This window comes from Leptolyngbya subtilissima AS-A7 (assembly GCF_039962255.1).
GTDB lineage: Bacteria > Cyanobacteriota > Cyanobacteriia > Phormidesmidales > Phormidesmidaceae > Nodosilinea.
Map to the genome: position 1 here is coordinate 214,447 of NZ_JAMPKY010000008.1, position 19,786 is coordinate 234,232.

The following is a 19,786-nucleotide window of genomic DNA, read 5'->3' on the forward strand; positions in this document are numbered from 1 at the left end:
GGGTTCAGCCAATAGTGGCTGCAACACCAGTTTATTTACAGCGCTTGCGATCGCACCTCTTTCCAGAGATAGACCTACAGGCCTCAGGTACAAACTTTGCCGAAGGGTTTCTATCCATTGCTAACAGCGAATTACACCCACAACATTGGCAGGAAACAGACGTTGTAATTCGGTACCCTAAGGCATAGCTACCAGTGCCTAGCAAAACGAGGTGAACGATGAAGTGGCAATCGAGTCGGCGCAGCATCAATATTGACGATCGTCGGGGCATGCCCGGTGGCGGTGCGGCCATAGGGGGGATAGGGTCAATTCTGCTGGCACTGGTGGTGGCCCTGCTGGGCGGCGATCCATCGGTGGTGCTTGAGCGTGGGGTAGAGGTTGGCCCCAACGACGGTGCGCCCCAGGCATCCTCAGAGGAGAGCGATCGCTCGGCTGAGTTTGTGGCTGCCGTGCTGGGCGAAACCGAAGACACCTGGCACAGCATCTTTCAATCTGAGTTCGGTGCCCCCTACCAGGACCCCAGCCTGGTGCTCTACTCTGGGGCCACTCAGTCAGCCTGCGGTAGGGGGCAAGCGGCCATGGGGCCGTTTTACTGCCCGGCCGACCAAAAGGTGTATCTCGACACCAGCTTCTTTCGCGACTTGCAGGTGCGGCTTGGGGCCCCGGGCGATTTTGCCCAGGCCTATGTGATTGCCCACGAAGTAGGGCATCACGTCCAGAACCTGCTGGGGGTGTCTAGTCAGGTGCAGCGCGCTCAGCAGCAAGCGAGCGAGACTCAGGCCAACGAGCTATCGGTGCGACTAGAGCTGCAAGCCGACTGTTTTGCCGGGGTGTGGGCTAACCGGGCGCAGAGGTCGCGGGAAATTTTAGAGGAAGGTGACATCGAAGAAGCCCTCAACGCCGCCAGCCAAATCGGCGACGATCGCCTGCAAATGGAGGCCCAGGGCTACGTTACCCCCGACTCGTTTACCCACGGGTCGTCAGAGCAGCGGGCTGAATGGTTCTATCGCGGCATTGAAACAGGCGACATCAACCAGTGCAACACCTTTGATGTAGACCGTATATAGCCAACGTTTATGAATTTCTTATGGTTGTGATCTAAGCTCTGATGCCAAGAATGGCTGAGTTTAGCGAGCAAATTCATGGGCTGTTTTAGATCCCTTGGCTTTTGTCTTTTAATCAACCTTGAAGTTGTGACAGGCAAAAAGAACTAGTCAGTCACAGAGAATTGTCACCTTGACGGGTCAATTCTCTAGCTTTTAGAAGCTCTTTAAAGCGGTTTAACTCGGGGTTAAATTTCGCTCAAACTGCTGGGCCGTAGTGTCTTTAACGACCTAGAATTCATGTTCTATAGGTTTAGCAATCCTCTTTACTTAAATTGGGAATCTTTTGGTGCCTGCTTATGTTCAAACGCCACAGTGCTAATGCCCAAAGCGCTATTGCAGTGGGGGGGCGATCGCTGCTTTGGATGACTGCAGCACCCCTACTGATTGCCACTACCGTTGGGCTAGAGCGAGGGAGCGAGCTTTGGGCTCAAACCCCTAATCCTCTTGAGGGCGTTGAAATTCCCACTTCGTTAGAGCGGAACAGTAAGCTAACCATTGAGAGTTCGGAGGCAATGCGCTTGGTAAACGAGGCGCTGCGATCGCGCTTCTCTAGCCAATACGGCGATGCCGATATAACCGTAGACTACGACAGCGCCAATAACGCCCTACAAGCGCTGCTCGATGGCGAAGCCGACCTCGCCGCCATTGGCCGTAGCCTCACCGAGGAAGAGGTCAGTGCTGGACTACGGGAAGTGCCGGTTTCGCGCCCCAAAATCGCCATTCTGGTCAGCCCCAGCAACCCCTTTACCGGCAGTCTCACCATTGAGCAGTTTGCCCAAATCTTTCGCGGTGAAATTAGCAACTGGTCTGAGGTCGGTGGCCAAGACGCCCCCATCGTGCTGGTCGACCAACCCGCCAACAGCGATACCCGCCAAGCCTTTCGCAACTATCCGGTATTTGAGAGCGGCGTGTTTGAGTCCGACCCAGGGGCCACCGTGCTATTAGAGGCCAACGCGGCAACCATCGCCGAAAATCTCGACGAAAACAGCATTAGCTATGTCGTTGCCGAACAGGCGCTCAACAACCCAGCAGTGAAAATTGTGCCCATGCACGACACCCTGCCCGACGACGAGCGCTATCCCTTTTCTCAACCCCTCTCTTATGTTTACAATCCCGAGACGGCCAGCCCAGCGGCCCTCGCTTTCCTCGGATTTGCCGTCAGCCCCGCTAGTGAGGCGCTGATCGAGGGGGCCCAAGACGCAGCGATCGCCGATGGTGACACCACCGAGGCAGAAACCGACCCCATTGCCGAAGCTACCCCAGAAACAACCCTCGAAGAAACCGACCCCGTGCCCCCCGCTTCAGCCCCGGCGCGAGGTCTGCCCTGGTGGCCTTGGCTGCTGGCGCTGCCCGTCCTGGGTGGCCTACTCTGGTGGCTGCTCAAGGATAGTGCGCCGGTAGCAGCACCGATCGCCGCTCCCCTAGCCGCTCCCCTGGCGGCCGCCGATCGCCGCATTATTCTCACGCCGCGCAACTGCCACGACGCCTACGCCTACTGGGAACTGCCCGAAGGCGAAGTCGAGGCGCTGCGCCAGCAAAATTGCTCTTTAGCACTTAAGCTTCACGATGTCACCGACATTGCCGATGTCGATCGACAGTCGCCCCACAACACCTACCCATTTGACTGCGACACCGTAGCCGTGGGCGATCGCCACCTGCCCGTGGCCGTCGACGACCGCGACTATCTAGTCGAACTGGGTTACCTGAGCACCAACAATACCTGGCATGCCCTGGCCCGCTCAGCCCCCGTGCGCGTACCCGCCTGCTCCAGCAGCATCACCCCCAGCACTGTGGGGGTAGGCACGGCAGCTACAGCTGCCGCTGGTTTGGGTGCCCTAGGGGTGGGTGCAGCCGCGATCGCCCGCCCGCCCAAAACCGCTGCCCCGGCAAGAGTCACACTCACCCCGCGCGATTGCAGAACCGCCGATGCCTACTGGGAACTGCCCGCCTCAACCGTAGAAGACCTCAAGGCTGGCTCTCGCAGCCTCAAAGCTCGGCTGTACGACGTTACCGAACTGCCCGGCCACGGCAGCCGCCTCAACAGCCTGCAAGAGTTTAACGCCGAGCTGGTGGCCCAGGGCGAGCTGCAACTGCCCATTGCCATTGACGATCGCGACTACCTGGTAGAGGTAGGTTATGTCGACAGCAACTACCAGTGGCAAGCCCTGGCTAAGTCTCAGCCGGTGCGCGTACCCCTCTGCCCGTCGAATGGTGCCGCTACTTTCCCTGGCACCACCCTCGGCGGGGCTGTTGGCCCGAACGACAGCCTACAGACTAGCCCCAGCGAAGTGGACGCGATCGCAGAGACGCCCCTCACCGGTCATACCGGTGGAGTCACCGCCGCCGGACTAGGCGCTAGCTTGGGGAGCCGTCCTTCTGATACCGCCCCAGGGCAAGAAACTGCTGCTGGCGTCGGTCAACGCACTGACATGGGGGTCGAGAGCAAAATTGTTCTGGTGCCCCGCAGTTCTACTACTGCCTATGTCTACTGGGAAGCTGCCCCGGCCCACAAGGAAGCTCTACAGCAGGAAGGGGGCCGAGTCATGGCCCTGCGCATTCACGATGCCACCAACTTAGACCTTGACAGCCAGCCACCCCACGCCACCCAGGAATACATTTTGACGGACGGCGACCAAGATCACCCCGTGTCGATCTGGACAGCCGATCGCGACTACGTGGCCGAACTGGGCTACCTCACCGACGCCGGTCAGTGGCTCCAGCTAGTGCGATCGCTTCCCGTGCGCGTGCCCGCCTAGGTCGCTCCGGCATTAACCTCCCATGCTTTGACCGCATCTGCTCTACGACTGCACTTCAGTTGAAAGGAACGATCATGTCTCTGTTTTTTGATGTCCTGAGCTCTATCAACAACCCCAACCAGCGGGGCAGCGTCGATCAGCTCAGCTCGGTGATGACCTCTGTACAGCAGCTCGCCGCAAGCCAGGGCATGAGCACCGACCAAATGGGGGGTGTTCTCAACGCTCTGGGGGCCGCTCTACAGCCCACCCTCAAACAGCAGGCCGCTACCATGGGTACCGGTCAGCTCGAAGGCATGCTCGGCAAGCTGTCTGGGGCTGGGGGTGCAGCCGCCCTAGCCGCTGCCATTCCGCCTCAGATGCAGCAGCAGCTGATTGAGGCTGTGGCCCAAAAGAGTGGTCTAAATACGGGCATGATTCAAGCCATGCTGCCCAAGTTGTTGCCCGTGGTGATTGGGCTGCTGGGCATGGGAGCCGCTAAGCCCGGTGCAGTCAGCGGCGGCAACCCACTGCTCAAAACGTTCCTCGATTCTGGCGTTCCCAACTCCACCGACCTAGGCACCGTAGTGAAGTTTGCCGAACGCTTTCTGAACCCACCCCAGTAGATTGAGTTGGCGTTGGTGACAACTGCTGCTGAGCATTTTTTGGGAAGAGATGAGGAAGGTGAGAAGGGTGGCAGGCTGGCACCGCCTCCAATCCTCCATCCCTCCATCCCCCTCACCTTCCTTATCCTCTTCACCGCCGCTGTAGCGTCCAAAACGTTGGCGCTTGCTCAGCAAAGGGGCCGGTCTTATACCAATTACATATGAGTGTGCGCCAAAATGGGAGGTACTGCTAGCCCTTGAGGGAAAACGCATGGGACGCCCGTTCATCGTTGAGATTGCAGAAAGCGAAGCGCAGTTGAAGAAGTCGCTTCAACAGGCCCGTAGTGCTAGCCAAAAGGAACGACTGCAGATGCTCTACTGGCTTAAATGCAACCAAGTGAGCAGCCGCAACGAACTGGCAGAGCGACTGGGCCGTGATAAAGCAACCTTAACCCGGTGGCTTAACCGGTACAAACGGGGTGGTCTTGAGTCTCTGCTAGAAGTCGGTAAAGCTTCTGGCAAAGCTCCGGCCGTGAGTGGTCAAGCGCTAGCTCAACTGAAGCAACGCTTAGCCCAACGGCACGGCTTCGGGAGTTATGGTGAAGTGCAGCAGTGGCTCTGTGACGAGTTCGGCTTGAACTTGAAGTACAGCACGGTGCATCAACTGGTGCGCTACCGACTCAACGCCAAACTGAAGGTGCCTAGACCCAAAAGCATCCAGCAATCCCCCCAGAACCAAGCGCACTTCAAAAAAAATATCGCTGGCGACGAAGGTGTTGCAGCAACTATTCGGCCAGGGCAAGCGGTTGCGTTATCTGTGCCAGGATGAAACGCGTTTGGGTCTCAAAACCATAGCGGGTCGTTTGCTAACGGCTTGCGGGGTTAAACCCTGTGGTCCTAGCCAGTGGCAACGCGAAGCCTTCTATCTCTATGGTGTTGTTGAGCCCTTGAGCGGCTTTAGCTTCTATTACGAGTTCTCCCACCTAGACAGTCTCTGCTTCCAGCATTTCCTAGATCTGCTCTCGACCGAACTCGGCGATGACATTGCCCTGCTTCAACTCGACCGTTGTGCGGCGCATCGCGCGGGAACGCTGCACTGGCCGGAGAACATCATTCCCGTTTTTCAGCCCGCGCATTCCCCTGAGTTAAATCCAATCGAGCGAGTCTGGCAGGCGCTCAAGCGGCAATTACGCTGGCAGAATTGCCAGTCCCTTGATGAGTTACGCGAACGTGTTGCGGTTGCCCTCGACGCCTTGACGCCAGAGCACATCATCTCCTTGACCTCCTATGACTTCATCCTAGAAGTCCTGTTTAGCGCAGCTTTATAAGTAATTGGTATTAACAATTTCAAAGCCGTGGCGCTGGTAAAAGTGCACCGCGCCCTCAGTGGAGGTTTCGACGTAGCAGGGGTGATGGGTTCGGGTACTTTCATCTAGGCCTGGCTGCATGAGCTGGTGGCCAACGCCCTGACGTTGGCAGCTGGGGCTAACCGCCAGCAACATCAAATACCAGTGGGGCTGGGGCATGGCCTGGTGGCGATAATGGTCGAGGGCCAGGGCGGCCTGCCAGCGAGGTAAATACTGTAGGGGCAGACGAAAGGGCAGCTCGTATAACCCTGCCCGCAGCAGGTCTATGAGATCGACTGACTGCTCTGGCGGCATCCAAATCACCACGCCCTTGAGGGTCTGGCCATCGCTCAGACAATAGCTATGTCCGCCCCCAGCACCGCAGATTAGCAGCATGCGAAATAGGTAGGCCATCACCGTTTGGCGATCGCACACATCGGCAGGTACGAGGTAGTGCAACAGCGGGTCATCGGCGAAGGAGGCTGTCAACAGCTCGGTAGCCGCATCGAACTGGGTGGGTTGTAGGGAGGTTAGGGCCAGGGTTTCTATGGGGTTCACCAGAGTTCACCAAATTAAGTCGTTGAGAAACGTGGTCAACTTAACGCCGTCAATTTTCACCAGGGTGGACATCCAGCGAATGGCAGCGCGATCGCGATCGACTCCGCACAACAGCAGCCACTGCCACCCCGCCCGCGCTAGCACTAGCCAGGGATAGATCTGGCGGCGACCATAGCGCAGCCACACCCAAAGCGAACGCAGAGTCATCGCTTTCCTCCAGGGAATTTCTCCAAGTAGGCGGTGAGTAAGTCAGCCAAAAGCTCAGCCTGCTGGCGGTAGGACACCATTGCTGGGTCCACCATGCGCTCTGAGATCAGGCCGTCGCAGAGGCAGAGCACATGGGTAGCTACGATTGGATCGTCAATTTGAAGGGCAATCATGATTTCGTCGCGCGATCGCACCGAGACCCGCTGCACCGCTTCATTCACCCGCGACTGCCCCACCCCTGCCTGCTGATAAAAATCCATCATCAGCAAGGTCTGCTTGATGAAGTAGTCTTCGTTGGCTTCCAAAAAATCGCCTAGGGCTAAAATGCGCTCCCTCAAGGTGCTCAACCCTTGAATCTGAGCGGTGGCCCGCAGCAAATCTTGAGTAGTCAGCTCTTCGATCAGCTGCATAAATAGATCTTCCTTACTGGGGAAGTAGTAATACAGCGTGCCGGTGGAGACCCCTAGCGCTTTGGCAATTTGCCGGGTAGTTAGGCTGGCGTAGCCGTGGTCGGCAAACAGGTCAAAGCACTGACTTAGAAGCTCTTTGCGATACTCGTCGTGGTCGACAACCTTCGGCATTCTTTTTTAACTGAGCGCTCGTTATTTTTAAGAGTAGCACAGGTTTTTCGCCTGTCAATTCTGCTGAGCGGGTGGGCTGTTTAGCCAATGGGAATAATCGTTGGAGCCGTATCGTCCAGCTCTACGTCCCTGAGAATTTGCCAAACCGTCTGTAATTCCTTAGGTTAGGAACCCAGCGCGAAAACTGACGGTAATTTGTACGCTCCGCAGGCTATAGATGCAGAAATTTTTCTAGGGCGGCAACCATAGCGGGGGGCCAGCGGCGCACGGTGCTGACCCAGTCCAGGTCTCTGTAGCGGTGATCGAGGCCCATGACGGCGACCCAGTTGCTCTCGGCTTCGCCACTTTGGCCCTGGCCCCAGAGTGCGGCGGTGAGAGCAGCGCGAGCATCGGCAAAGTTGGGGTAGCGGCGGGTAAGACTGCGGAACTGACGAATGGCTTCTTCGGCGTTGCCCAGTTGATATTCGGCCAGGGCGGCGTTGACCCGGGCAAAGGCAAATTTGGGGTCGAGATCAACGGCTTTTTGGTAGTCAGCTAGGGCCGTTTCCCAATTGCCCAGACCGGCTTGGGCGTTGCCCCGGTTGTTGTAGGCGGCAGCATCGTCAGGGTTGAGGGCAAGCACTTGGCTGTAGTCGGCGATCGCATCTTCCCATCGCCCCAAGCCTTCTAAAGCCGCTCCCCGATTGAGGTAAGGGTCAGGCTGATCTGGGGCCAGCGTCACCGCCTGGTTATAGTCTTCTAGCGCTTCTGCCAACTTATTTTGGCTCACCCGCACGTTACCCCGGTTGCTCCACAGGGCGGCTTCGTTGGGCAGGTAGTCGATCAACTGGCTCCAGTAGTTTTCAGCCTCGACGAACTGGCCCTTTTGGGAAGCGGTAAAAGCCTTTTGGCGCAGGTCAGAAATCTCCTGCACTACCTGGGGGGAAAGGTCTACCGGGGCAGATTGTGCTCGGGCGGGAAGGACCCAACCCGTCCAGAGGAGCAGGCAGACGATAACAGCGATCAATCGCCCTTTCCATGGCATAGGTGTGCGAGGCTGAGGGGTGATGTCCTGGGTGGGTTGGGGCCAAAACGTCATAGATGTCCTACACGGTTGGGGGATAGATCACTACCTTCACTACACCATAGCGATACTGTTTAAATAAACCCTAGGTCGTTGCTGCGCCCGGCGTGGGCCAGGGCGAGCTGGTGATACTTCTGGGCGTGCTCTAGCAGTTCTAGGGCCTGCTGGTCGGAGACGTGGCGCACCACTTTGCCGGGGACGCCCATAACGAGCGATCGCTTCGGCACATCCTTAGTCACCACCGCCCCGGCCCCGACGATGCTGCCGGTGCCCACCCGCACACCGTCCAGCACAATCGCCCCAATGCCGATTAAGCAGCCTCGCTCAATGTGAGCGCTGTGGATGACGGCCCGGTGGCCGACGGTGACATAGTCTTCAAGCACTGTAGGCTGGCCGGGGTCACCGTGAAGAATTGCGCCATCCTGCACGTTGCTGTAGGCCCCAACTTCAATGCGTTCAACATCGCCGCGCAGCACGGCACTGTACCAAATGTTGCAGCCTTCGTGGAGCGTGATTTGGCCCATCACCGTGGCATTGGGGGCCACAAACGCCGCCTGAGACAGGTCGGGGCGAGGCCAGAGGGAGCTAGGGGAAGCCATAGCCAGAAGAGTCTCCAGGAAGATTCTCAAAAAAATCGGCGGTTTCAGACAATGGGATGCCCCGACTACGGAGACAGCCGAGTTCCCACAGGTATAATACGGCTATAGCCCATGCCCCTATCTGTTTCTCGCCCTCAAGAGGACACGTCTGGTTTCAGCCCAATGGTCAACTCCGCCTTGCAGTATCCCATCTATGGGCCAGAAATCCAGTGCCCTCACTGTCGCCAAACGATTCCGGCCTTGACGCTGACCGACACCTATCTGTGCACCCGCCACGGTGCCTTTGAGGCCAATCCCGATTCCAAAGAATTGGTGCATCTCCAGTCGGGTCGGCACTGGCGTCAGTGGGAGGGCGAATGGTATCGCCAGCACACCCACCCCGACGGCATTCGCTTTGAGATTCACGAGGCCCTCGATCGCCTCTACACCCAGGGCTACCGGGCCACGCGGGTGATTATTGCCGAGCGCTACCAAGAGCTGGTCAATTCTTACCTAGAGCGCAATAACCCCTGGCGCGGGCAGGTCGAAACCTCCACAGCACCCAAGCTCTACGGCTTGCCGGTGGAGTTTAGCCCCCCCGCTGAGGTCGACTCGCGTTGGGCGGTGATCAACTTCAGCCTCGAAAAAGAGCCCGGCGTGCCGGTGCGCTATCCCTATTTCCGTCTCTTTGAGTAGCGCTCTGAGCCGCCCGCCCGATGCTTCACCACGCGTCCATTCGCACCCAGGATATTCACCGCGCGATCGCCTTCTACGAAGCCTTAGGGTTTACTGTCCACGAACGCTTTACCGCTGGCATCACCCTGGCCTGCTGGATGGAGGGTCTGGGGGGCCGCATTGAGCTAATTCAGGTGCCGGAGCCCCGCCCCGCCGCCGATGCCTTTGGCGATGAGCACTACAGTGGCTATTATCATCTATCCTTTGATCTCACCGAGGCGACCTCTAGCCTGCCTTTGTGGCTAGAGGAGCTGCGCCAGCGGTTTGAGCAAGCGGCGGCGGCGATGCCCAAGGTGCTGCTGGAACCCCAGCAGCAAATCATTGGCGATCGCGTCTATGAGGTGGCCTTTCTCGCCGATGCCGACGGACTGCCTTTGGAATTTATTCGAGTGCTGGGCTATGTCCAACCCTGAGGGGCCTAATTTTGAGAGAATGACCCCATTTACCGACAACTGGGCCTATCTAAAAACCGAGCTGGCCTGGCTCGATCGCCTGCTGATGGTGGCCGTATCGCGGCAAAAGCGCGAGCTGCAAGAGCTGGACGACTTTGCCTTGTCTGGCGAAGATCGGGTCACCCGCCACTGGTGGAAGGGCATCATTAGCCTCAATGGCCAGCCTAACTACGACAATGCTCGCCCGCCTAAGACCCAGCGCCCCAGCGGCAGCTATGCCCAACAGCTAGAGGCCCGCATTCTGGCCAGCCAGCGGCAGGGAGTGGTGCTGGCCCTGCCTCAGTTGCGCGATCGACTCCAGCTCACCATGTTTGAAAAAAACGTGCTGCTGCTGGCCCTGGCTCCTGAGGTCAACCAACGGTTTGGGCGGCTCTACAGCTATCTGCACTACCAGCACGACGAGTCTGACTGGGATTTGCCCACGGTCGACCTGTGCATGCGGCTGCTGTGCAGAAATGACCAGGAATGGAGGCGATCGCGCCCCCTGATCGCCCCCAACAGTCGCCTGTCAAACCTGGGTCTGGTGGAGTGGCTCAACGCCGAAGACACTACCCTGCTCAGCCGCCACCTGCGCCTGACCGAAGATCTCACCACCTATCTACTCTCCGAAGAACCCGACCCCGCCACCCTTAATGCCTGGGCCATGGCCCCCGCCCTAGAGGCGGAGGAAGCCTCAGAAGTTCCGGCTGAAAGCTGGAATAGCCTAGTGCTGCCCGACCCTCAGCTGGCCCAGCTAAAAACCGTGGCCGCCGCCGCCCGCGCCACCGACGGCACTATGGTGCTACTGGCTGGCCCCAACGGCACCGGCAAAACCCTCGCCGCCAAGGTGCTAGCCGCCGAGCTAGAACTGCTGCTGGTGATGGTTGATCTGGCGGCGATCGCCCCCGACGAAGAGGGCAACATTCCCGAACTCGAAGACCTGGTTAACCTGCCGCCCTGCGTGTTGCTGCTCAAAAATGCGCCCCACTGGTTTGGTCGCAACCCCACCATCGAAGCCGCTTTGGTGCAGTCGTGGGGCATTCAGCGTCGCCGCCAGCCGGGGTTGACGCTCCTAGCCAGCCCCTACCTGCAAAGCATCAAACCCTCTTGGCGACAGGCCATGACCGGGGTAATCGAGTTTCCTCGACCCGATGCTGCCGCCCGCGAACTGTTGTGGAAGCGAGCTATCCCTAGGGGTGTCAAAAAAGAACGTACCCTGCGATGGCCGCAGATTGCTCAGCAGCTGCCGCTAACCGGCGGTGAAATTGTTACCCTAGCTCAGACTGCCGTTGCTTTAGCCCAGCAAGCTGACCCTCCAGTGCTGACGGTAGAGGGGCTGCACCAGAGCCTAGCCTTGCACCACCCAAGCATGAACCTGCCCAAAACAAAGGCGGCGCGATCGCCCAAGACTGATCCCAAAAAGCCAGCGCAACAAACCAAATCCAAAAAAGCGTAGCGTCCGGCTAAAGCCTGCCTGTGAAACCGCTACAGTTCGCTGGGGCTATCGGGCGCAACGACCTCGCCAGGTTCTGGTATCAGCACCGTCGGCTTGTTATCCACTAAATCTGAGAGGCCATCGATCGCTATATTCATGTCGCCACAGGCCGCCTTCAGCGCCGCTTGAAACTGAGCGGTGTCATTGCCGTAGCCACAGCGCTCGGTGGCGATCGCCAGCCCTTCATTGGCATTCGCCTTGGCGCAGTCTACTAAAATTACTCCCGTTAGCGGAGATGAGCTAGCCATAGCAAGATTATGTCTAAACGGCGATCGATCGTTCGATTTCTAAACTAGGCCCGTTACTAGCCTCCAACATCTAACCTGCGAAGGACTTACTACTCCAAAACATCCTCAAGTTAGGGACTTTTGAGGCGCAATGTCCCACATTAGGCAGATGAGACTATTGGGCTACTGCGGTTAGATGTAGGGGAACGGACTCCGAAGAGACATAACTATGAGCATTAACATTGGCCTTTCTGAACAAGAACGCCAGGGTGTAACCGAAATTCTCAATAAGGTTTTGGCCGACGCCTACCTGTTACTGATTAAAACTAAGAAGTACCACTGGGATGTAGTTGGTCCTCAATTCCGCACCCTCCACGAACTGTGGAAAGAGCATTACGAAGCCCTCACCATTAGCATTGACTCCGTAGCCGAGCGGGTGCGCCAGCTCAATGGCTACCCCCTGGGCACTGCCGAAGGATTTCTCAAGAATGCTTCTCTGAAAGAGCATCCTGGCGATCTGCCCTCTGCCCAAGAAATGGTTAAGCGCCTGGTCAACGATCACGAGCAGATCATTCGCAACCTGCGCGGTTTTGTTGACCAAACCTCCGAAGAGTTCCATGACGAGGGCACCTCAGACTTTCTGACCGGCCTAATGGAAGCGCACGAAGAAATGGCTTGGATGCTGCGCTCCTTCTTGGATGGCGAAGCCTTTGAATCGAGCGGCACCCGCGATCAAGAGCTAGCGACGAGCAACCTAGCGTAAGTTGCTTCAATCCAGCACTGGCCACTTTAGGTTAGTACAGTCGTAAATTCTTGAAGTTGGTCTGGTAACGCCAGTCACCAACCCAATCGAGCTTCATTAAGCACCCCGCCTGTAGGCTTCTCAAAGTAGCCTACAGGCGGGGTGCTTTTTGCGCCCATCTGCACCTAACTCCCCATAACCTATGGGAGGATCAACTCACCCATCTCCCCAACCCGCCATCTCCCTCACCCTCACCCATGCCCACCGTCACCTTTCCCCTCACCTACCTGCAACGGCTCACCTCCACCGCCCCAGAGCAGCTAGCCCAGCAGGCCTTTGATTATGGCCTAGATGCCACCCTAGGCGACCAGACCCTAGAGGTTGAAGTCACCGCCGAGCGGCCCGACCTGCTAGCGGCAGAAGGGTTTACTCGCGCAATTAACATCTACAACGGCCTATCCCGAACTGTCCCCAATCAGCTGCTCGCTTCGGGTCGTCGGGTCACCGTACAACCTGAGGTGTTGCCCCTACGGCCCCACATTGCTGCCTTAGTTGTGAGAGGGGCTGACCTGCAAGGCGGCGGGCTAGAGGTGCTAGTGCAGTTTCAGGAGAAGGTGACCCAAACCTTTGGCCGCCAGCGCAAGAAAATTGCGATCGGCGTCTACGACCTCGACAAAATCAGTGGCGACCTAACCTACGCAGCAGAATCGCTAGATCAGCTGACCTTTGTGCCCCTACACAGCACCCAACCCATGACGGCCCGGCAAATTCTGCGCGAGCACCCGGCGGGTAAGACCTATGGCCATACCCTGTCGGGAAATGACTATGCCCTTGTGCTGCGTGATGCCAACGGCACCGTACTCTCCATGCCGCCCATCATCAATGCAGCGGGGGTAGGAGAAGTGGATGCCAACACCCGCAATCTATTCATTGACGTCACCGGCATTTTGGCTCAAACGGTGCTGGAGACCGCCAATATCCTGACCCACAACTTTTTAGACACCGGGGCTGAGGTGCAGACGGTGGAGATTGTCACTCCCCAGGGCACTCTCACCACCCCAAGCTTGGCCCGCCGCTCCGTTCAGTTTTCGGCCAAATACCTCAACGAAATTATGGGCACCGCTATTCCTAAGAGCGGCCTGGGTCAAGTACTCTCTCGCATGGATCTGGAGGTGAGCGGTACCGATGTGGTGCATGTACCTACCTACCGCACCGACATCTTTAGCCAGGTCGACCTGGCGGGGGATCTGCTAGTGGCCTTGGGCATTGGTACACTCCAAGCCGAACCCCTGGCGGTCAAATTTCATCTGGGGGAAGCCGACCCTTTACGCCAGGCAATGTTTAAGGTGGGCGACTTAGCCCAGCGCATGGGGCTGATGGAGGTGAAGAGTTTTGTGCTCACCGATCCTGAAATTCTCGATTTGTTTGGGGCTTCTTATGTGCAGACGGGCAATGCCAAAAGCCGAACGTTCAGCGCCACTCGCACTACCCTGCAAGCGGGGCTGCTAGATATTCTGGCCCGCAACATTAACGCGCCCAAACCTATCAATATTTATGAAACCGGGGAAGTGCTGCGGTTCAAGACGGCAAATGCCCCTGACGAAAGCCAGCACTGGAGCTTTGCCAGCCTAGATGCCCGCGCCTCGTTTACTACCGCCAAAGCCTACATGCAGACCATGCTCAAAGCCCTAGGGTTGAGCTATGAATTGACTACCTGCCACGCCCCCTATTACCTCCCCGGGCGGGCAGCGACGGTACTGATTAATGGCCAACCCGTCGGGGAGTTTGGCGAAATTCATCCCCAGGTGCTTGAGCACTTTTCGTTCCCTGAGCCGGTCTGCGCTGGGGAGCTAGACTGTACCGCTAGCCTGCTCGCGGCTTCTGAGCGGCGGCGTTGATCTAGTATTTGACCAGGCTAGTTGCAGAAGGCTCTAACAGCTTGGGGTTTTGGGTTTTGAGTTCAAGGCAGAGGGTGAACCTTGAACTCCGATTAACCTATCACCGTCAGGCTGATCGAGGGCTAATGCTCCGGGTTTTAGTTTGTCGTGGTATTCCAGCTCCAGCGACAGCTTGCCGCATGATGAAATGCCGCGTTGGGCTGAGGCATTCGGAAGGCTTAGCCTGGGGAAACGCCATAACTAAATATTACGGTTGCCACCAAAATTGTGATGCAACCCTTATGCACCCTTACCTGTTGGCTAATCTGGTCGTCATCCTTCAGCGGGAATGCCATGAGCGACTCTTCTATTGACGGACCCAGCCGGGTCTACGCCAAACCGACCGAAGGCCACGTCTCCCTGGGGCGAGGGGTGCGTCAGGTGCTATTTTTGGTGCCCATGGCGGTGTTGTTTGCCCTGCTCTTCTTTGGGCTACCTCAGCGGCAGCGCACGGTGGGGCTGACCGCTGGGGCCATTGTCGCCGTGCTGTGGAATGTGGTGGTGAGCGGGGTGCGGGTGGCCGCCCAGTGGGAGCGGGGAGTGATCTTGCAGCTGGGCAAAATTCAGGACGTGCGGGGGCCGGGGCTGCTATACGTCGTGCCGATACTGGAGTCGGTGCAATTTATTGACACTCGCACCCTGGTGATCAATATTCCGCGCCAGAAGGTGATTACCCGCGATAACGTGCCCGCCGAAATCGACAGCGCTCTGTTTTTTCAGGTGAACGATGCCCAGAAGGCGGTGATTTCGATTCAAGACTTTCGATTTGCGGTGTCGCAGTATGCCCAAGCGGCGCTCCGGGATGTAGTGGGTGGCCTTTCGCTCGATGATCTGCTGTCGGAGCGAGAGCAGATCCAGGCCCAGATTGGGGCGATCGTGGAAGCCCAGGTACGGGAATGGGGCATGCACATCGACTCCATTCGTCTGCAAGACATTGAGCTGCCGGAGGATCTAAAGCGGATGATGTCGCGCCAGGCTTCGGCAGAGCGAGAAAAGCGGGCAACAATTACGAAAGCGGATGGCGATCGCCTAGCCGCCCAGAGCCTCGCCGCCGCCGCCCAAATTATGGAGGCCAACCCCATCGCTCTGGAGCTACGCACTCTGCAAAGCATTGATGGTCTGGGGGCTAGTCCGTCGAATACGGTGATATTGTTTCCGCTAGAGCTATCCAAAGTTTTGGGCAACCTGCAGGCTAAACCTACAGCCGAGGAGTAGTCACCACGCTGCTGGGTGTCATGGTCATAATGGTAAAGATCAATTACGACAGCGAACTTACCATGCGACTACTACACACCATGCTGCGGGTCGGCGACTTGGATCGTTCTCTCAAGTTTTACTGCGACGTGCTGGGTATGCAGCTGCTGCGCAAAAAAGATTACCCCGGCGGCGAGTTTACCCTAGCTTTTGTGGGCTACGGCGATGAGGCCGATCACTCCGTGCTAGAGCTGACCTACAACTGGGGCGTAGAGTCCTACGAGCTGGGCACCGCCTATGGCCACATTGCTTTAGGCGTAGACGACATCTACGGGACGTGCGATCGCATCAAAGCCCAGGGCGGCGAGGTAGTGCGCGAGCCTGGCCCCATGAAGCACGGTTCGACGGTAATCGCCTTTGTCCAGGACCCCGACGGCTACAAGGTCGAGCTGATTCAGCTGGGCAGCTCTGAGGGGCACCGCAGAGCCGCAGAGCCAGAGATGGCGGTTAGTTAGGAAAAATAGACAGAGTGTAGGGTTTCAGGTGCAAGGTTCGGCCCTGCACCTGAAACCCTATACCTTATACCCCTAGCGATCCTTAAAAGGCATAGTTAACTGTAGCCGTGATCTCAGTGTCAGTATCGCTAGGCTTAAACAGGACGCTGCCGTTGATATCGATAACTACGCTGCGGGTGATGCCCCAGTCGAGCCCAGCGGTAATCATCGGGTCAATGGCGGAGCGACCGTCGGCATTGTAGGCAACTCCGGCCCCGGCGTAGGGGTAAAGAGCCTGATCGAGGGCGTAGTCGACAGAGATAGGCAGCCGCAGTTCGGTGCTGTTGTCAAAGACGAGGGAGGGACGCACTGAGAGCGTGGTGCGATCGCCCAATTCAGTAATTCTAGCCTTAGAGTCAATCACAAATGAGGCGCTGTCGTTAAACCCAGCGCGCACACCAGCACCCACATAGTAGTCGGGGACTTGCTGGGCCTGGGCTTGGGATGCCACAGCACCCACCACCGCCACAGACAATAGGGCTACATTCAGTTTCATCATCACTCCTCCTCACTAACAGGTTGAGTCAAGCTTGCTTGCTTGATCAGTTCGATTTTCAGCCGCTTTGGGGCAAAATCCTGCCAAAATTTGGATTAGAGCGGGACGCCTAGGTAAAGGTTTTGTGAGGTTTCGCTGACGGCGGAGGCTAAAGCAAGCGATGTCAAAGACAGGTCTGGATGGCGATCGCCGTCGGCAACCGATGACAATAGATGCGATCGACTAGACACAGGGCAGTAGCACTGATAGGCCAGCGGTGAATATTCACCAAAAGTAGCGGGCTAGGGCGATCGCCCACAACAAAATTTGGGTTCACAGGGACCAGGCCAGCCTCGTAGCGATGAGTCCTAGGACGTGTAAAAGCACTTTCATAATTCCTTGGACCGCAGCTTAAACATTGGCCAATCTGGCTTTAATGTATTGAGAATAGCCACAAAAATTGGCCCATTTCTTGCATAGAAAGCCGCTAAGTTTAAGCCGGCATGACAATCCGTTTTGCCAATCTCTTGGCACACTAGAATAGTGATTCCCTTACTATCGTGCCAACCGCGTGCTAGACCTCGCCAAATTATTTCCCTTTCCCCTCGATGATTTTCAATACCAGGCGGCGGCGGCGCTCGATGCCGATAAGTCTGTGGTGGTGTGCGCCCCCACTGGCTCTGGCAAAACCCTCATCGGCGAATATGCCATTTACCGTGCTTTAGACCACGGCAAGCGAGTGTTTTACACCACTCCCCTTAAAGCACTCTCTAACCAAAAGCTGCGCGATTTTCGCGATCAGTTTGGCTACGAAAAGGTTGGTTTGCTAACGGGCGATCTTTCCATCAATCGCGACGCCCCGATCGTGGTGATGACCACTGAAATCTTTCGCAACATGCTCTACGGCACTCGCATTGGCGAGACGGGTACCACGCTGCAACAGGTAGAAGCCGTGGTGCTCGACGAATGCCACTACATGAACGATCGCCAGCGCGGCACCGTTTGGGAAGAGTCAATCATCTACTGCCCACCCGAAATTCAGCTTTTGGCCCTCTCCGCCACAGTTGAGAACAGCGGCCAGCTCACCGACTGGCTGCAAAAAGTTCACGGCCCTACCGAGCTAATCTATTCTGACTTTCGCCCAGTGCCGCTACAGTTTCACTACTGCACCGGCAAGCGACTCGTACCGCTGCTAGACGCGTCTCAAAAGGCCATGAACCCCCAGCTTAAAAAGCAGCGGGCTCCCCAGCGCCAGCCGGGCAAGCGGGGCAGCGGCCGGGTGAGCCTCCCCTTTGTGGTAGGTCAGCTGCAAGAGCGGGATATGCTGCCCGCCATCTACTTTATTTTTAGCCGCCGGGGCTGCGACAAAGCTGTGGATGAGGTCAGCTATATGTCGCTGGTAACGGACGAGGAAGCGCAAGAACTCAAGCTCCGCATTGATACCTTTCTCGGCCACAACCCCGACGCCGGCCGGGCCGGTCAGGTGGGGCCGCTATACCGAGGCATTGCCGCCCACCACGCAGGCATTTTGCCCTTGTGGAAAGGGTTGGTCGAAGAATTGTTTCAGGCTGGGCTGATCAAGGTGGTATTTGCCACTGAGACCCTGGCCGCAGGCATCAACATGCCCGCCCGCACTACGGTAATCGCCAGCCTCTCCAAGCGCACCGACAGCGGCCACCGCCTGCTCACCTCCTCAGAATTTTTGCAGATGGCGGGGCGAGCCGGACGGCGCGGCATGGATCTCCAGGGTCATGTGGTCACTGTCGAAAGCCCCTTTGAAGGGTCGCGAGAGGCGGTGCACCTGGCTACCTCTGGGGCCGATCCATTGGTCAGCCAATTTACCCCTGGCTACGGCATGGTGCTCAACCTGCTGCAAACCCATTCGCTAGATGAAGCAAAGGACCTGATCGAGCGCAGCTTTGGCCAGTACCTCGCCACCCTGCATCTAGTGCCCCAGCAGCAGGAGATCGATCGGCTGGAGGGGGCGATCGCCCATCAGCAGGCCCAGCTCGCTGCCTTCGACGAGGGGTTGCTAGCTGAGTACGCCAAACTCAAAGAGCGCCTGAAGGAAGAACGGCGACTACTGAAAACCTTACAGCAGCAGGCGGCCCAGGTGCTGGCCGACGACGTAGCCAAGATGGTGCCCTTTGCGATCGCCGGTACGTTGCTTTCCCTCAAGGGCAAGCACATTCCCGTCAGTGAGCCGGTACCCGCCGTGCTGGTCACCAAGGTGCAGGGCTCAGGCCAGTTCCCTTATCTGGTATGCCTGACCAAAACCAATCAGTGGTGCATGGTCACCGCCGCCGATGTGGTCGGCCTGCACGCCGATATTCCCCGCTTGCAGTCGGTCGATACGCTGGCCCCACCGACGGATCTCGCCCCCAGTCCGGGCCAGCGCCGCCGGGGCGATGACTACACCGCTGCGATCGCCGCTACCATGGCCACGCCTCCCACCCTCGAAATGCTGGCCCCCGAAGTGCAAGACCAGCTCGATCGCATGCGCGAGGTCGAGCATACCTTAGCCATGCACCCCGCCAGCCAGTGGGAAAACGCCAAGGGGCTGCTCAAGCGCCAAAAGCGGCTGCGCGATCTAGAGGACGAATGGCGCGATCGCCAGCAAAAACTCTCCCAGTACACCGGCCGCTACTGGCAAGAATTTCTCCACATCATGGAGGTGCTGAAGCACTTTGGCGGCCTTGAGGACAACCGCCCCACCAAGCTGGGCGAAATGGCCGCCGCCATTCGCGGCGACAATGAGCTGTGGCTAGCCCTGGCCCTAGAGTCGGGCGAGTTTGACCATCTCGATGCCGCCCAGCTAGCTGCCGCCTTCGCGGCTTTAGTCACCGAAAATTCGCGCCCCGACAGCTGGTGTCGCTATAAACTCTCCGGCACCGTTGAAGAAGCGCTGGGTGGCTTGCACAGCCTGCGCCGCCAGCTCTACCAGCAGCAGCACCGCCGCCACATCACCGCCCCCCTCTGGCTGGAGTATGACCTGGTAGGCTTAGTCGAGCAGTGGGCCCTGCAAGTCGATTGGGTCACCCTATGCAGCAACACCAGCCTCGATGAAGGCGACATCGTTCGCATTCTGCGTCGCACCCTCGATGTGCTATCTCAAATTCCCCACGTGCCCTACATCAGCGACAGATTGCGCACCGCCGCCCGCGACGCCAAGGACCTCATGAACCGCTTCCCAGTTAACGAGGAAATCGGCTGAGCCACG

The 19,786-nt window shown here is 57.8% G+C and carries 21 protein-coding genes; 13 read left to right on the forward strand and 8 right to left on the reverse strand.

What is annotated here, in order from left to right:
* Positions 1-218 precede the first annotated feature (218 nt).
* The 5 genes from ypfJ (at position 219) to NC979_RS25410 (ending at position 5,771) form a co-directional block, all read left to right on the forward strand.
* Positions 219-1,067, forward strand: coding sequence for a KPN_02809 family neutral zinc metallopeptidase (ypfJ, locus tag NC979_RS17940; RefSeq protein WP_190519412.1), 849 nt, complete (start codon positions 219-221; stop codon positions 1,065-1,067).
* A 335-nt stretch (positions 1,068-1,402) separates the two neighbouring features.
* Positions 1,403-3,862 (forward strand): DUF4912 domain-containing protein, encoded by a 2,460-nt coding sequence (locus NC979_RS17945; RefSeq protein ID WP_190519414.1) that lies wholly within the window; start codon positions 1,403-1,405, stop codon positions 3,860-3,862.
* Positions 3,863-3,936: 74 nt separating this feature from the next.
* Positions 3,937-4,464, forward strand: coding sequence for a DUF937 domain-containing protein (locus NC979_RS17950; protein ID WP_190519417.1), 528 nt, complete (start codon positions 3,937-3,939; stop codon positions 4,462-4,464).
* A gap of 250 nt (positions 4,465-4,714) precedes the next feature.
* Positions 4,715-5,272, forward strand: a complete 558-nt coding sequence (locus NC979_RS25405; protein WP_431191080.1) for a helix-turn-helix domain-containing protein — start codon at positions 4,715-4,717, stop codon at positions 5,270-5,272.
* Positions 5,217-5,771, forward strand: a complete 555-nt coding sequence (locus NC979_RS25410; protein ID WP_431191081.1) for an IS630 family transposase — start codon at positions 5,217-5,219, stop codon at positions 5,769-5,771. Before NC979_RS25405 ends, NC979_RS25410 begins: the two co-directional genes overlap by 56 nt.
* Here NC979_RS25410 and NC979_RS17960 read toward each other — a convergent pair.
* The 5 genes from NC979_RS17960 to NC979_RS17980 form a co-directional block, all read right to left on the reverse strand.
* On the reverse strand, positions 5,766-6,347 hold the full coding sequence (locus tag NC979_RS17960; RefSeq protein ID WP_190519419.1) for a GNAT family N-acetyltransferase: 582 nt from the start codon (positions 6,345-6,347) through the stop codon (positions 5,766-5,768). The genes NC979_RS25410 and NC979_RS17960 overlap by 6 nt on opposite strands.
* Before the next feature lie 6 nt (positions 6,348-6,353).
* The gene (locus NC979_RS17965; protein WP_190519421.1) at positions 6,354-6,554 is read right to left on the reverse strand and encodes a hypothetical protein; all 201 of its coding nucleotides are present in this window, start codon (positions 6,552-6,554) and stop codon (positions 6,354-6,356) included.
* Complete coding sequence (locus NC979_RS17970) at positions 6,551-7,135, reverse strand: TetR/AcrR family transcriptional regulator (protein WP_190519423.1); 585 nt, start codon at positions 7,133-7,135, stop codon at positions 6,551-6,553. The genes NC979_RS17965 and NC979_RS17970 overlap by 4 nt, the downstream gene beginning before the upstream one ends.
* A 211-nt stretch (positions 7,136-7,346) precedes the next feature.
* A complete protein-coding gene (locus NC979_RS17975; protein ID WP_242024024.1) occupies positions 7,347-8,213 on the reverse strand; it encodes a tetratricopeptide repeat protein in 867 nt (288 codons plus the stop codon).
* Between the two features lie 59 nt (positions 8,214-8,272).
* On the reverse strand, positions 8,273-8,797 hold the full coding sequence (locus NC979_RS17980) for a gamma carbonic anhydrase family protein (RefSeq protein ID WP_190519425.1): 525 nt from the start codon (positions 8,795-8,797) through the stop codon (positions 8,273-8,275).
* Positions 8,798-8,959: 162 nt separating this feature from the next.
* Between NC979_RS17980 and NC979_RS17985 the strand changes: the two genes are divergently transcribed.
* Genes NC979_RS17985 through NC979_RS17995 form a run of 3 tightly spaced genes read left to right on the forward strand, consistent with a single transcriptional unit; the run spans position 8,960 to position 11,398 of the window.
* On the forward strand, positions 8,960-9,472 hold the full coding sequence (locus NC979_RS17985; protein WP_190519427.1) for a TIGR02652 family protein: 513 nt from the start codon (positions 8,960-8,962) through the stop codon (positions 9,470-9,472).
* 20 nt (positions 9,473-9,492) lie between these two features.
* Positions 9,493-9,924: a VOC family protein gene (locus NC979_RS17990; RefSeq protein ID WP_190519429.1), complete on the forward strand. Its 432-nt coding sequence runs from the start codon at positions 9,493-9,495 to the stop codon at positions 9,922-9,924.
* Positions 9,911-11,398, forward strand: coding sequence for an AAA family ATPase (locus NC979_RS17995; protein WP_431191082.1), 1,488 nt, complete (start codon positions 9,911-9,913; stop codon positions 11,396-11,398). Before NC979_RS17990 ends, NC979_RS17995 begins: the two co-directional genes overlap by 14 nt.
* A 29-nt stretch (positions 11,399-11,427) precedes the next feature.
* On the opposite strand, the gene NC979_RS18000 is transcribed toward NC979_RS17995, so the two are convergent.
* Complete coding sequence (locus tag NC979_RS18000; RefSeq protein ID WP_190519434.1) at positions 11,428-11,685, reverse strand: hypothetical protein; 258 nt, start codon at positions 11,683-11,685, stop codon at positions 11,428-11,430.
* A 208-nt stretch (positions 11,686-11,893) separates the two neighbouring features.
* Between NC979_RS18000 and NC979_RS18005 the strand changes: the two genes are divergently transcribed.
* From NC979_RS18005 to gloA, 4 genes are all read left to right on the forward strand, one after another.
* On the forward strand, positions 11,894-12,427 hold the full coding sequence (locus NC979_RS18005) for a Dps family protein (protein WP_190519436.1): 534 nt from the start codon (positions 11,894-11,896) through the stop codon (positions 12,425-12,427).
* 236 nt (positions 12,428-12,663) lie between these two features.
* A complete protein-coding gene (gene pheT / locus NC979_RS18010; RefSeq protein WP_190519438.1) occupies positions 12,664-14,304 on the forward strand; it encodes a phenylalanine--tRNA ligase subunit beta in 1,641 nt (546 codons plus the stop codon).
* 333 nt (positions 14,305-14,637) lie between these two features.
* On the forward strand, positions 14,638-15,558 hold the full coding sequence (locus tag NC979_RS18015; protein WP_190519440.1) for an SPFH domain-containing protein: 921 nt from the start codon (positions 14,638-14,640) through the stop codon (positions 15,556-15,558).
* Positions 15,559-15,620: 62 nt separating this feature from the next.
* On the forward strand, positions 15,621-16,052 hold the full coding sequence (gene gloA / locus NC979_RS18020) for a lactoylglutathione lyase (protein WP_190519661.1): 432 nt from the start codon (positions 15,621-15,623) through the stop codon (positions 16,050-16,052).
* Positions 16,053-16,134: 82 nt separating this feature from the next.
* Here the strand turns inward: gloA and NC979_RS18025 are convergent, their stop codons facing one another.
* Positions 16,135-16,587, reverse strand: coding sequence for a hypothetical protein (locus NC979_RS18025; protein ID WP_206755257.1), 453 nt, complete (start codon positions 16,585-16,587; stop codon positions 16,135-16,137).
* A gap of 163 nt (positions 16,588-16,750) precedes the next feature.
* Positions 16,751-16,903, reverse strand: coding sequence for a hypothetical protein (locus NC979_RS18030; protein WP_190519444.1), 153 nt, complete (start codon positions 16,901-16,903; stop codon positions 16,751-16,753).
* 234 nt (positions 16,904-17,137) lie between these two features.
* On the opposite strand from NC979_RS18030, the gene NC979_RS18035 reads away from it, so the two are divergent.
* Positions 17,138-19,780 carry a DEAD/DEAH box helicase gene (locus NC979_RS18035; protein WP_190519449.1) on the forward strand — a complete coding sequence of 881 codons (2,643 nt, stop codon included), beginning with the start codon at positions 17,138-17,140 and terminating at the stop codon, positions 19,778-19,780.
* The last annotated feature ends 6 nt before the right edge of the window (positions 19,781-19,786 follow it).